At 67.1% G+C, this 13,075-nt stretch carries 10 protein-coding genes; 4 read left to right on the top strand and 6 right to left on the bottom strand.

The features are described 5' to 3' along the window. Positions 1-160 precede the first annotated feature (160 nt). Entirely contained in the window at positions 161-460 is a 300-nt protein-coding gene (locus HHX40_RS38275; RefSeq protein WP_182882094.1) for a hypothetical protein, read from the top strand. 316 nt (positions 461-776) lie between these two features. Here HHX40_RS38275 and HHX40_RS21775 read toward each other — a convergent pair whose 3' ends face one another. From HHX40_RS21775 to HHX40_RS21800, 6 genes are all read right to left on the bottom strand, one after another. Further along, complete coding sequence (locus HHX40_RS21775; RefSeq protein ID WP_220499431.1) at positions 777-1,127, bottom strand: hypothetical protein; 351 nt, start codon at positions 1,125-1,127, stop codon at positions 777-779. Positions 1,128-1,182: 55 nt separating this feature from the next. Then, positions 1,183-4,122 (bottom strand): hypothetical protein, encoded by a 2,940-nt coding sequence (locus tag HHX40_RS21780; protein WP_182882096.1) that lies wholly within the window; start codon positions 4,120-4,122, stop codon positions 1,183-1,185. Positions 4,123-4,149: 27 nt separating this feature from the next. After that, on the bottom strand, positions 4,150-7,278 hold the full coding sequence (locus HHX40_RS21785; RefSeq protein WP_182882097.1) for a hypothetical protein: 3,129 nt from the start codon (positions 7,276-7,278) through the stop codon (positions 4,150-4,152). A gap of 155 nt (positions 7,279-7,433) precedes the next feature. Next, positions 7,434-8,330 carry a hypothetical protein gene (locus HHX40_RS21790; RefSeq protein WP_182882098.1) on the bottom strand — a complete coding sequence of 299 codons (897 nt, stop codon included), beginning with the start codon at positions 8,328-8,330 and terminating at the stop codon, positions 7,434-7,436. A 95-nt stretch (positions 8,331-8,425) separates the two neighbouring features. Next, positions 8,426-8,860: a hypothetical protein gene (locus tag HHX40_RS21795; RefSeq protein WP_182882099.1), complete on the bottom strand. Its 435-nt coding sequence runs from the start codon at positions 8,858-8,860 to the stop codon at positions 8,426-8,428. 31 nt (positions 8,861-8,891) lie between these two features. Continuing rightward, positions 8,892-9,350, bottom strand: coding sequence for a peptidase inhibitor family I36 protein (locus HHX40_RS21800; protein WP_182882100.1), 459 nt, complete (start codon positions 9,348-9,350; stop codon positions 8,892-8,894). 811 nt (positions 9,351-10,161) lie between these two features. Between HHX40_RS21800 and HHX40_RS21810 the strand changes: the two genes are divergently transcribed. The 3 genes from HHX40_RS21810 to HHX40_RS36990 all read left to right on the top strand — a co-directional run bounded on the left by HHX40_RS21810 (position 10,162) and on the right by HHX40_RS36990 (position 13,004). Further along, positions 10,162-10,890 (top strand): MIP/aquaporin family protein, encoded by a 729-nt coding sequence (locus tag HHX40_RS21810; RefSeq protein ID WP_220499432.1) that lies wholly within the window; start codon positions 10,162-10,164, stop codon positions 10,888-10,890. Between the two features lie 251 nt (positions 10,891-11,141). Continuing rightward, the gene (locus HHX40_RS37815) at positions 11,142-12,764 is read left to right on the top strand and encodes an OPT/YSL family transporter (RefSeq protein ID WP_182882102.1); all 1,623 of its coding nucleotides are present in this window, start codon (positions 11,142-11,144) and stop codon (positions 12,762-12,764) included. Positions 12,765-12,869: 105 nt separating this feature from the next. Further along, positions 12,870-13,004 (top strand): hypothetical protein, encoded by a 135-nt coding sequence (locus tag HHX40_RS36990; protein ID WP_259402773.1) that lies wholly within the window; start codon positions 12,870-12,872, stop codon positions 13,002-13,004. Positions 13,005-13,075 lie beyond the last annotated feature (71 nt).

A 13,075-nucleotide genomic window follows, 5' to 3' on the forward strand; every position in this document is an offset into this window, starting at 1 on the left:
ACGCCATGTCCAGGGCGTCCAGTACCAGCGTGGCCCGTTTGGACGTCGAGGCCGACCAGCCGACGATGGCCCCGGCAGTAGACGTCGACCACAGAAGGCGACGTAGACGATGCCGGACCAGGCGTGCACGTAGGTGAAGTCGGCGACTGTAGTTGCCGGCGTGGATGCGCTGGATGTGCTCATCCAGTTCGGCATCCCGGACCGAGCGCGGCCGTGCCTTGGCGGCCTAGTAGGTGCTGGGCGCGATGGCAAGCCCGTGCTCGCTCAGTACGCGGCAGATCGGCTCGACACCGAACACCTCGCGGTGTTCGTCGATGGAACTCACGAGTGCGTCTGTGGCCGGTCGAGCTCGGTCGCGAAGAAAGCCGAGGCGGCCTTCAGGATCTCACCGGCAGCCCGGGTGTCCACGGCCAGGGAGACGATGCTCTCGTACAAATGGGCGGCAGGTCGAGAAGCTTGATCATAGAGACAGCGATCTCTCGGCTCTCAGGTCGTGGAGCAGCGTATGTCTCATCAGTCCTGTGACTGAGGTTGTCAGATCCGACGTCCGCCTTGGATGCCTGCGCGGCGGGGCGTCGTTCCCGTGCCTGCGAGGACGGTTGGAATTCATTACATGGGTGTTCAATTCGGAGGGGGAGACGAACCAATTGCACATCCCTTCGCCCTCAACACCCGCTTCCTGCTCGGCCAGAGGTGAGCGGTTGTGGAAACCGATCTCTCCCTGGCTGTGCACCGCAGACCCACCGCCCAACCATCCCGCGCCGCCGCTGAGCCCTTCACCTCGGCGAGGGGGAGACCGCCGGACCCACCCGCCACGTCCTGCCGTTGCAGACAGGACCGGGGTAGTCATAACGCTCGCCCTTGTCCGACGTGGCGGACAGCCGGTCCACCGGTGCAGGAACGCTGTCGCAGTGGTCGCCCGGCAACGCGATCTGCTTCTGCTCTTCAGGAGGCAGCGTCGCGTACGCGCGGTCGTTCCAGGTCACCACAACGGTGTCCTCGGTGCCGTTGACCACGGTGAACAGCTCGTCCGGCCCGATCTGGCAGGCGCTCAGGGAAACAAGCGCCACGACCATCAACGCGGTCGCGACCGTACGGTTGTCACGGGGTGCTGGCAGAGCCATCATCCTCTCTCGAAGCGGCAGGCGGCCCGGGCCGCCTGCCAGACGACGGCGAGGACCGTTAGGGAACCTTCGGCGAGAAGAACGCCGTGACCGGCACATCGACGAAGCGCGGATACTGATTGTCGGGGAAGTAGTAGCCGCGCGTCCAGCAGGAGGCGTTTGCCGCGCTCGTGCTCACCGTGTAGGAGATGGCGACCTTGCCGCTGTCCGGCAGGATGTCCTGGTGCACGCGGGCGCCGTACACCGTGGAGTACCTGGGGTTGGTCTGGGTCTCCGGAGGGGTGTAGAGGTCGACCTGGTTGGATGTCGTGAACCCCCACGGCGTAGCGGAAGGCACTGCGACGATCTTCCCCGGTGCCTGGGACGCGGGCGTGTGGTACACCAGCCAGAACCGGCCGTTGAGACGGATGACGCTGAAGTCGATCTCGCTCTTCGGCTGAAGCGGCTGCGCGGCCGAGCACGAGTCCACCCATCGGGCGGATCCGTCGCTCGCCGTACCGCCGTAATAGCGCCAGTAAGCCTGGTCGACGAGGTCCAGGGAGCCGCCGGTGGGGATGCGAGCGAGGAACAACGACTTCTCGGCGTGGGCTCCGTCACCCTCCCAGCCGTAGATGTAGGTGTACCCGTCGTCATCGACCAGGGATGCGCCCCAGATGATCGGGTGAGGTGGCCGGGCGCTGCAGTCCTGCAGATTGGACGGGGTCACCTCGAGGACGTTGTCGGCCTCCAGGTCGTTGATCCTGAGGCTTGCGTAGGCGCCGCGGGTGTCGTCGTCCCCGATTCCCTGGTAGTAGAACTTGATCACTTCGCTGCCGGAGACGACCTTCGCGTCGCCCGTCCAGTACTGCCCTCCCTCGCCCACGGGGGTCTTTGCGTACCGGGACCAGAAGTCGGTGCTGGGATCGGTCTCCTTGCAGGTGCTGCCCCCGGTTATGGTGCGCAACGCCGAGCCATCCTGCAGCACGATGGAATTGCGGAGGTAACTGGTCTGGTCCCTGGTTCCCCGCTTGGCCGGGTCGCCGAGGAAGGTGTCGGAGAAGAACCACGCTCGCTTCCCGCTGGGCAGGAGCGTCGACTGAACCGCGTCGCCGCCGCTCCAGTCGGCGCAGTGGGCGGAGGTCGCCCGGTTGGTCCACATGGCGTCGAGCGCGGCGTCCGGGTGGGCCATACCCTCGTCGGTCATGGTCGCGGTCCAGCCCACCGGTGCCGCGTTCATCTGGTCCGCGGCGGAACCGGAACCTCCCACCACGTCCGTCCGTGTCGCGATCAGCGTTGCGGTCTCACCCGGAGCCAGGGCGATGCTGACCCGCCCCGTGCTGTCAGGCCGGCTCCACCGCGAGGGGATGGAAGACGGGACGCCTCCGACGGTGGGCCAGGTCACCAGCAGGTAGCGGACGTCGACGCGCGGCAGCGTCTGAGCCGCGAGCTGCAGGGTCAACCTGCTCTGGCCGCTCGACGGTCCGGTGAACTCCAGGTAAGCCGTGCCGCCTGGATACACCTGGACTGAGCCGTCGGCTGAGTCTCCCCAGGCCATGGTGCGTTCGGCCGCCCGTTTCGGCCGCCCATTCCAGCTTCCCAGCAGCGACTTCCACTGACCCGGGGCGTGGGCGTCGCGGTATCCGACCGCGGCCCCGACGAACTTGCTCAGGTCGCCGCTGTCGACGGCCAACCGGTAGTTGGCCAGGGAGAACCCCTGGAACAGGTCCGGCATATAGCGGCCGTACCCCTGGACGACCTGCTCTATCGCGCTGATCGGGTCGTCGAGGGGGATCTCCTCCCAGGTGTGCCGGACGAAGTCGGTATCGGTCTGCTCCGTCAGGTACTGGGCCAGGACGAAGGCTCCGTACTGCCGTTTGTGCTCCTGCCAGGGCCAGGTGCTCGCGTTGACCGCGTTCTCCGGGTCGCCGAGAAACAGCGGAAGGGCCACGCTGTATATGTCCCAGCCCGGGGCGGTCGCGTTGACCTGCGTGTACATCCGGTGGGTGGCCCATTCCGCCGTCGCCTCCATCCACCAGTTGACCGAAGGCAGGTCGGCGATGACCTGGAGGAGGGGCAGGAACGCGTACTGGGACACGTGAAACAGTTCGTGATAGGCAAGGTAGGTGTATCTCTGGATACCGGGGTCCGAAGGAAGGACGATGATCGCGCCGTCTTCGAGGCTGTCGCCGAAGGGCAGCGTCAGACCTGGGTTCTGGTTTTCGTCGAAGCCGAAGAAGATGCTGACCTCGTCCTCCGGCCAGCCGTATCCCCATGACTCGTACGCGTTCCACGCCGCGGTCAGCGAGTTCACGAACGTGTCGATGGCGTCGGGCGAGCCGTTGCCGTTCGTATCGACGGCCGGTACGCCGTCGAGCGGTTTGAGCCCGTCGACTCGATAGTAGATGTTGACCTGCCGCGACAGCGAGAGCGTTCTCTTGCAGTCGAAGTCGTGGAACAGGTAGTTGTAATCCCCGGCGTCGCACTCCGGCCAAGAGGCGGCCTGCAGCGAAGTGTGGGGAAGGGTGCTCGATGGAGCATCGGCGAGCACCGACAGCTTCACCTTCGCGATGGCCTCGTCCGTAGCCGGGGATGCCTGGTCGCGTAGCGAAAGCGCGTATCCGAGCGCGAGGCCGGTCGAAGGGGGAAGATCTCCGGATGGGCGGTACTTCTCCGGCAGGCTGTCCGGCCTCGCGATGCGCCGCAGGGACAGATCGATGTAGTCGTCCACGGACATCTTGTGTTTCGACCACGCCTGGGTGATCGGGTCCGCACGGCCGAAGTCGGGCCGCTCTCTGACCCGCTTCTTCTGTGCTTCGCTCTCCTGACGTTCGACGCGGTGATACGGCCTCGGATCGTCCCGCACGGAGGTGCCCTCAACGGAGAGGATGGCCGACTGGGCGGTCGATTTCGCCGTGGCGCTCGCCCCGGGCGAGGTGGGCGGCAGCCAGATGGCGACCGAGAGCGCCACCAAGCCGATGGCCAGCGCCTTCCGCCCTGACCCGAAGAAGTGCGATTTCATGATCTACACCTTTGTCCCGAGGGGGCATTACGGGCAGGAAGCCGGTGCGAACGCCACGGCGTCGAAGACCACGCTCTCGTCCCCGACGCCATTGCCGTTGAGGGTGCTCAGCGAGACCTTTGCCGTGCCGGAGAAGGCGAAGACGCCGAGGGACACCCAGCGGTTCGCCTGCTGGCCCGGGTTCGCCTTGACGGGACGCTGAGTGATCACCCGTGGCCTGATGCCCTGGCTTGTGTGCACGTCGTACCGGGCCTGCTTGGTGTATCCGTAGTGATCGGGTAGATGAACGAGGACCTCTCTAAGCCCGTTGACCTGCTGGTCCAGGGTCCAGGTGCCGATGACCCGCATGACCATGCCGTTGTGGGCGGCGTTACGTGCGTACGCGAACCACTGATGTCCGCCGAAACCGTTGCCGAGTTGCTGGAAATCGGCCTTCGCCGGCACTTCGCCGGCGGCGTCCTTTCCGAACTCCAGGGAGAAGGTCCCCGAGTTCGTCCATCCCGTGTTGTCGCAGCCACCGCGGACTGCGGGAACCGAACGGGGAACGTCGTCCACGATGAGGGCGCCTGGCGGCAGTCCAAGGGTCTGGCAGGGGTACCAGTAGTCGCGAGGTTCTTCTCGTTCGGTCGACGCCCAGGAGGGGTCCGAATATCGGATCGTGCCCTCGTTGCCGCACTGGGCCGCGCAGTCGGCCTTCCACAGTTTCGGCAGATGCCACCAGCATTTGAAATCGGCCCGCAGGCAGGTGCCGCCCGTACTGGCCGCCGGGTTCTCGTAGTTGGTCGTGCCGGGCCGGCAGTCATTGTGCGCCGTACCGCTACCCGGGGACGGGACGCAGAAGGCGTTCAGGTCCACGGCGAAGAAGTTCGCCTTCTGGATCACCGGGACCACGGCGGAGCGGTAGTCGGTGTGGTTCCACCACGCCGCGTTGTAGCCGGCCTGTTCCTGCATCTTGCCGGCGGCGGTGTCGTAGTAGCTCTTGGTGATGGGCCACGCCGCCCAGCCCAGGACCTTCTCCTGGTAGGGCCAGTACTGTGGTGTCGCCGCGTCCGCGTAGGTGTTCCCGTCCAGGAACGGGTGACGTCCGGGCCGCCAGTAGGAACTGGACGGATTGTTGGTCCATCCGAGTCCCCAGGCACCGTTGTTGGGCTGGCCGTTGGCGTCGTTGCCGCCGGCCTCCGCCTTGGGATGCCAGCCCGAGTTGTAGGCCCAGATCGCGAAGTACCAGCTCTCCAGTTTCGACGAACTGCCGTTGTTCGCGATCACCTGCCCGCCGGTGTCGTTCCAGATCTGGTTCCACTTCTGGGTCAGCGTCCGCAGTCCCGCGGCGATGTTGGTCACGTAGTCGAGGGCCACGGCCTTCTGCTTCTCCGGCGGAAGGGCCGTCTCCCTGGGCCGTTCCGAGCCTGCCTTGCGCATGCCGTCGGTCTGCTGGGAGATGCCGTAGCCGCAGTCCGCCTTGGAGAAGTCGATCGCCCAGTCGTTGGAGGGATCGCTGTCGTAGATGTCGACCCCGTAGTAGTTGCCGACCAGAGGATTCCCCGTCTCACCCTCCAACACCCTGCGCTGGGCCTGCCAGAGGTTGGACTCCTGGGCGAGGATGCCGAGCATGATGTTCGTCGGGACCCTGCCTCCGCCTTGAAGGTCCTCAGCAGGGAACATCGCCTGCGGCGACCACGCCGGCAGCCCGGATCCCTTCCAGCCCGCGGGCCGGATCAGCGTCAACCGCTTCTGCACCAGTTGGTCGACCGCCCACTCCACTTGACGCCAGTGAGGCTGGTAGGTCTGCATCCGGGAGTCGTTGCGCGGCACCGCGCACGTGTGCCCGGCGTCGACCGGATCCTCAGCCGCCGCGCTCGCTCCGGGGCTACTCCTCCCAGCCGGGGCCTGCCGCGCCACGGCGGCGAGTCGGGGGTTCACCAGGCTGCCCGTGTCGATCTCCGGGGCCCGCCTCGCCCGCACGGCGACCTCGAAGGCCGGCTTGGCCTTGGTCGCCGGGACCTCGGTCGTCACGTCGATCGGCTCGGCCTCTACGGGATCTCCGCTCACGCCGGAGATACCGGGGTCCCGTGGGTCGCCGCCAGGACCCGCCTTCAGGCCGCGTCGCGCCGCGCCCGTGACGACTAGTTGGCCCTCGGAGGAGACCTGACCGGTGGCGGAAGCGGCAAGGACGGCGACCGTGCCGGGCAGATTCCGGACGTTCTGCGCCTCGCCGACGACGAACACCCGGCCCGATGTCCCCGCCCGGACGGACAGCTCCCCGAGATCGCCCGTGGCCAGGTCCTGGGTCTTGCCGCCGCGGTGGTAGCGGACGGTCACACGGCCCGCACTCTCCTGCGCGAAGGCCACTCCGGCCCGGTCGTCCACCCGGATGTCGAAGGGCACAGAGCTCGTTCGGGCGAGGGTCGTCATCTTGCCGGAGCGGGAGACCGAGACAAGGGCGTTGCCCCTGGCCCCCACGTACCCCTCGCCGTATGGGACCGCCGAGGTGATCTGCCCCTGGATCACCAGGGGATCCTCGACCTTGCCCGTTCCCGCCTTGACCCGTAGCAGGCGGCTGGTGCGGTGGTTCTCGTCGGCGCCCTGGGTGAGCGCGACGACGTCGTCCGGTCCGCAGCCCGGATTGAAGTACGCCAGAGTGACCTGGTCGTGAAGTTTGGTCACGGCTCCGGTGCGGACGTCGATGACCGCCGCGAATGCCCCCCGCGCGAAGAGCTCGGACCGGTTGGTGAAGTGGCGCGGCGCGTAGACGGCCATCACCCGGCTGCCCGACCCGGTGAGGCAGGCGTTACCGATCCACTGGTCGGTGTCCATGCCGGGCTCGTTCAGCGTTGCGAGGGTCCGCCACTGGTAGCCCTTGCCGGCCTCGGCGACGAGGAGATGGAATCCGGTGGCATCCCCCGCCGTCGCCAGCGCGAGGTCCTTGGACGTCCGCCATCCGCGCGCCAGAACCGAGTCCCGTTTCCCGCTGTCGACCGACGAAAGCCGGTCGTCGATGGTCCGGACGTACCCAGCCGACGCGCCGGTCGCGGCCTTGGGCCGTTCCGGCGTGGCCGGATCCGTCCCTGGCGCGGGGGAGAGGTTCGCCGTCGCGAGCACGGGGACGACCAGGAGTGCGACTAATCGAGTGGTGAACCGGTAGCCGAAAAGGTACACGCTGTTCCCTTCCTCGCGGATACAGGTCCTCGGCCGGTCCATCACATGAGGTGGCGGCGGCATGGGAGGACGTCCGGACGCCTCACCTCCGTGAGCCGCCGGCGGAGAAGGCCGGAGATCCGGCCCTCTCCTGTGCGGGTGGGTGATGGCTGGTGTCAGTCGCCGAGCAGCTTCCTGGCATTGGCCAACTTGATCTGCAGATTCGACTGGAATTTCTTGAGGTCATCGCCCCGGGCGTCGATGGCTCTCTGCTGCTCCTCGGTTTCGGCGGCGACGCGCACTCCGAGGTAGTTCACCTCGAGCTTGCAGTTCATGTCGGCGGTGGCGGTGGCCTTCTCCTTGTCCGAGAGCGCGCCGCCATCGCGCCGGCTGCGCCACTGCGGGTCCTCCCACGCCGCCGCAGGAGTGCTGTAGTCGTAACCGGCCCTCTTCATGCAGGCGCTCCACTGCGCCGTGACTTCGGCCACTCTGGGGTCGTCCTCGGCGCGCTGGAAGGCCTGCCCCTCCAACTGGGTGATCAGCCATTCGTCGTCGGCGGCGACTCCGCGGGTGACGGTCTGCCTGGCCGCGCCGAGACAGCCTCCTTCCGGCACCTGACGGCCCTTGTAGAGGCGCTGTCCCTTGCCCGTGTAGACGCTCTCCTCCTCGGGGCTGATCTTCGAGGAGTTGGTGCTGGACGAAGCGGACGGTGGCTTGGCGCTCAGTTCCGCGTCCGGCGCGCCGGCATATCCGTACTGGGCGGCCTTGGCGGGATCGATGAACAGGTAGCGCCGGTCCTTCGGGAAAGGCGCCGTCTCGCTGTGAATCCGCTTCTTCGTGTAGTTCATGAACCCGAAGCCGTTCATGCAGGAGGCGAGGGAGTGACGCACCGCACTCGTCAGGTCCGCCATCTGCTCACCGGTGGGCTTGTACGCGTCAAGCGGTAGTACCGTGGCCTGAGTCGTCAAAAGGCGGGGGATTTGGACGGACGCCTCGGCTTCCGCCCCGGCCTGCACGGACATGGTCGCCTGCCCGGCGCCGCACGCAGCCAGCGAGGCAGAGGAAAGCAGCACGAGTGCGACTCGGTGCCACCTGGTCCGGTTACCATTGCTCATCATAACCACTGCTCCGTTGCTATCTATATCGCGGAAATCGGCCATGCGGGGGATCAGCCGCAGCTCCAGGTGAGGGAGCTCGCCTTGTTGTCGAAGCCGAGGTTGACCAGGTTGGGGATGGCGCCGTTCGGATACACGTTGATATGCCCGCCCCCCCAACCGACATATTGCCAGAGCGTCGCGGTGCAGCCGGGATCGAAATTCCTGACAGAGCTGGTGCGATTGTCGACGATCTCGGCCGCCTTGTAGTAGGTATTGCCGCCCCAGAACCAGAAGTTGTCGTCGGTGAAGTCGTAGTCACCGTTGTAGTAATCCGCCTGCTCGTCGATGTAGTTGGCGAGCCGGTACACGCACACCTCGTACTGCGTGCACCACCCGTCGGCGTCCGGGTTCGCCACCGCGGGAGCGGCGGAGACCAGCTGCGTTGTGACGAGCAGGCCCAGGACGGTGGCGAGACTCGACAACGGCCTTCTGATGCGGATTCTCATGATTCACCTTCTGTAGCGTTGCCGGTGGCACTCACCCGGTCGACCCGTTCGTGCACTCCGTCCATCCGGTCCACTTGTAGTGCGAGCTGAGCCTGTTGTCCCATGTGCCGATGTTGCTCCACGACTGTTGGATGTTGCCCATCGTGAAGCCGTACCCGCCCCACTCGGCGTCTGTGTAGAACCACCACTCGCAATAGCCCTCGTAGTTGACGATGGAGGTCGCCTGGTCATTGATGTTGGTGCTCGTCGGTACGCCGGCGGACGAATAGAAGACATCGGCGGCGGACGTGTAATTTCTGTCGCTTCTCGTGAAGTCGAGCATGCCGCCCGTGAAGTTGGCCAGACGGTAGAGGCAAACGTCTCCGTCTTCGATCGCGTAATTACACGTACCGTCATGGCCCGCGCTGGCGGGCGGCGCCACGATCACCAGCGTGGCAATGCCCAAGGCGAGAGCCAGGGCGGCCCTCCTGGCGGATTTTCCGGCAAACAAGATGACCCCTTTTCGGTCCGCAGGCCGAGCAGGCCTGCCTGAACTGGCGTGTGCTCGGAGGTTCTCATCATGTTCTGGGTGAAACTCGCGTGCGAATCCTGAAATGGAATGGGCATGCCCCCGGGGTCGTGAGAGCCACAGGACGACGTGCCGTGGTCGGACGTGCGGGGGATCGGCGTGCGAAAGCGAGTATCAACGACCTGAGTACAGGCCGAATACATGCCGGGTACACGTCCTGGTACCGCGCGGCGGATCGGGTGGCACTGATTTCGTGCGTCGACCGTCTCAGTCGGCGAGGAGGATGCGTTTGCGCAGGAGGCCGGGGTTGGCTCGGCCGTACATCTGCCGCTTGAGCATCTTGATGCGGTTGACGTGGCCTTCGACCTTGCCCGAGCTGTGGCGCAGGGTCAGGCCGGCTTTGGCGGCGTCGAAGTCACGTCGGAGTCCTGCGGCAAGCCTGGCTGTGTCCCCCCAACGAAGTGATCGGTGGTCGCTGTTGTTCGGCCGCTGGCCGGCGCGGGCAAGCCTGCCTGTTGCTGGGTGTCTCCGCCCTCCTTGGCCTGTCCGGAAACGGGCCATCGCGGCCGGGCTCCCGGCGCGAGGCACAGGCGTACTCCCCGGAAATTGGCGCTACCGAATCACATTGATATCTGTAAATATCAGTTCGGATGGTGCTTGAAGTGGCGCTTCGTGTCATGTGACGACAGGTCGGCTGGTGCGGTGCAGCAGGACGTCATGCGGTATGTCATGTCAAGGGGAGGCCTAACGTGCGTGACTCGTCAGTCCGTCTCGACCGGATCGGTGATTCTTGGTGAGCCCGGCGTTGCCTCGCCGGGCGCTGGCCGAGTTTGTGGGCACGCTGCTGCTGGTGACGGTGGTGGTCGGGTCGGGGATCATGGGGCAGGAGCTTTCGCCCGACGACGTAGGACTCCAGTTGCTGGAGAACTCGATGGCGACGGTCTTCGGGCTCGGGGTGTTGATCCTCATTCTCGGCCCGGTCTCCGGGGCGCACTTCAACCCGGTGGTCACGCTGGCCGACTGGTGGGTGCACCGCAAGCTTTCGCTCTCCGACGTGGTGGTCTACGCCGCCGCCCAGATCGCCGGCGCCATCAGTGGGGCCGTGCTGGCCAACGCGATGTTCGGCAAGGCCGCCGTCAGCTGGTCCACGCACGACCGTTCGGCCGGGAACCTGCTGCTCGGCGAGGTGGTCGCCACGGCGGGGCTGGTGCTCGTCATCTTCCTGCTGGTCCGCGCGGACAACGCCCGCCTGGCGCCGGTCGCGGTCGCCTCCTACATCGGCGCGGCGTACTGGTTCACGTCGTCGACCAGCTTCGCGAACCCGGCCGTGACCATCGGCCGGGCCTTCTCCGACACCTTCGCCGGGATCGCCCCGTCCTCGGTGCCGGGGTTCGTCGTCGTCCAACTGATCGGCGGCGTGATCGGTCTCGCCCTGGTCGCCGGGCTGTACGGCCGGGATCCGGGCACGGGGACGACGGGACGTGTGGACGCCGACCCACTGCTCGCCGATCGCACGCTGTGATCCGGCGGAATCAGCCGACATATCTCACGGCGTAATTACGAAAAGTATCGTAATGGTCACGTAACATAAGCCACGTGCACGAATAGGCAATCTTGTCAAGACTCTTGACCATTGCCGTCGGTCCAATTTAATGTGCACTCGTCGGCTACATCGATAGTTATCAATGTAGTTCACCTGGTCGAGATGGGGGGCGCTCTGTGGGAGGAAGGGAGCGCACCGCATCCTCCACCGCATCGCGTTCGACTCCGGCGGTGGACGCCGCTGCCGGCTGGCGGGGGTCGTACGTCTGGGCGACGCTCATCGGACTGGCCATCGGCGTGCTGCTCTGCGTCCTCAACGTGCTGGTCCTGTTCCGTACGGGCACGTCCTTCGGAGGGTCGGCGCTGGTGGCCGCGCTGGGCGCGGCGCTGCTCCGGGTGGCGGGGGCGCTCAGCTGGCAGGGTCTCTTCGTCGTCTTCTCCATCGCGTCCAGCGGATACATGGCGACGGCCGCGCTGGACACCGGCATCGGAGCCGTCGTCCTGCGGGCCGGTGAGTTGCCGGCCTGGGGCTTCCTGGTGGTGCTGGCGATGGCCGCGAACGCCCTGGGGATCTTCCTCGGCGGGCTTGTCGCGCGGACGCTGGTGGTCGCCGAGAGGCTGCCCTACCCGACCCTGAAGCCGGCCATCACCCTGATGGCGTCGCTCAGCAGCCCCAAGGACGGGGAGAGCGACCGGCTCGGCCGCATGCTCCCCATCGCCGCCGGCGTGGGCGCCGCGTCGGCCCTGGGGGTCGCCCTGTGGGGCCACGACGTCACGCCGGAGGTCACGGGCACCCATCTGGCCCTGGCCCTCTCGCCCCTGCTGTACGGGGTCGGGTTCCTCATCGGCCCGCGCGCGTGCGCGTGGCTGGCGGCCGGCGCGGCGTACACCGTCGTCGTGTGGGCGGTCCAGGACGGCACGGCGGGCCGGTCCGTGGCCTACACCGACCATCTGTCCTATCCCTGGGTGCTCGCCGCCGGTGTGGGTCTCATCCTCGGCTACTCCGTCGCCTCGATCGCCCGGGTCCGCGGGCCGCTGGCGCGTTCCCTCCAGGGGGGCCGCCTGCTCCCGGGCCGTACGCGGTGGCTCGCCGTCGCCGTCCTCGTGGGAACGGCGCTCCTGGCGCTGGTCTACCCGTCTCTCCTGCGCTACCTCGGTTACGGCCTGCTCGGCGTCGTGCTGCTCGCCGTGATGACCGTGTTCCTCACCCGGGCCGGCGGCGAGATCGGGCTGGTGCCGCTGTCCCCGGCGCTGTACTTCAGCGTCGTGGCCTTCGCCATATCGGGCGCGGACCAGACGGCGGCGTTGCTCATGGCGTCGACCATCTGCTGCGCGGCCCTCGCCGCCGTCTACTTCACCTACTCGGTGAAGGTCGCGCACGACCGTCCCGAGGGCCTGTCCGAGCCGCCCAGGCGGCTGACGGGCTGGACGCAACTGGCGGGCGGCCTGGCCGGCGCCGTGGTCGGCGTCCTGGTGATCGCGGTGCTCAGCCGCGCTGGTGTGCTCGGAGGACGTTCCTTCCCCGCCCCCGTGGCCACCGCGGTCCAGTTCGTGGACGCCACCGTCCGGGGATCGGCCGAATACCCCGCCACCGTGGCCCTCGCGCTGGCCGTCTCGGGCCCGGTGGGCCTGGGCCTGGCCTTCACCTCGGCCATGCCCACGATGATCGGCCTCGGGGTGCTGCTTCCCCCCGCCTACTCGCTGACCCTCGCCGCCGGAGGCCTGACCCAGTGGCTGCTCACCCGCCGCAACCCCGGCCGGCGCAGCGCCACCGAGATCGTCGCCTCCGGGCTGATCATCGGCGAGGGCCTGATCACCGTGGCGGTGCTCATCGTGCGGGAGGTCCTGCGGTGACCCGCCACCTGGGGCACGCGCCCCACCAACGACTCTCCCCGCCGCGTCGCGCCGGGGAGCGGGCCGGAGAGCGCGGCAGAGATCACAGTGGAGGAGGTGATACCTATGATCGCCATTTCCATGATCGAGAACGCCGAAGTGTCCGAGAAGCAGACCGACTGCTGCACCGCCATGCGCGGCCGGAAGAACCTCGACGTCGTGACCAGCATCATGGCCAACGACCCCGACGGCTGCGAGTGACCGTGGCCGCCGGACCGTACGGCAGAGGTATCCCCTGCCGCGCCCTCCAATTCCCGGCCCACCCCCTCACC

This window comes from Microbispora sp. H10949 (assembly GCF_014161435.1).
In the GTDB taxonomy this organism is placed as follows: Bacteria; Actinomycetota; Actinomycetes; order Streptosporangiales; family Streptosporangiaceae; genus Microbispora; species Microbispora triticiradicis.

What these genes read in the sequence shown, in the direction of transcription:
- HHX40_RS21775 (WP_220499431.1), bottom strand. Translation starts at nt 1,127, where the DNA reads ATGATGGCTCTGCCAGCACCCCGTGACAACCGTACGGTCGCGACCGCG.
- HHX40_RS21780 (WP_182882096.1), bottom strand. Translation starts at nt 4,122, where the DNA reads ATGAAATCGCACTTCTTCGGGTCAGGGCGGAAGGCGCTGGCCATCGGC.
- HHX40_RS21795 (WP_182882099.1), bottom strand. Translation starts at nt 8,860, where the DNA reads ATGAGAATCCGCATCAGAAGGCCGTTGTCGAGTCTCGCCACCGTCCTG.
- HHX40_RS36990 (WP_259402773.1), top strand. Translation starts at nt 12,870, where the DNA reads ATGATCGCCATTTCCATGATCGAGAACGCCGAAGTGTCCGAGAAGCAG.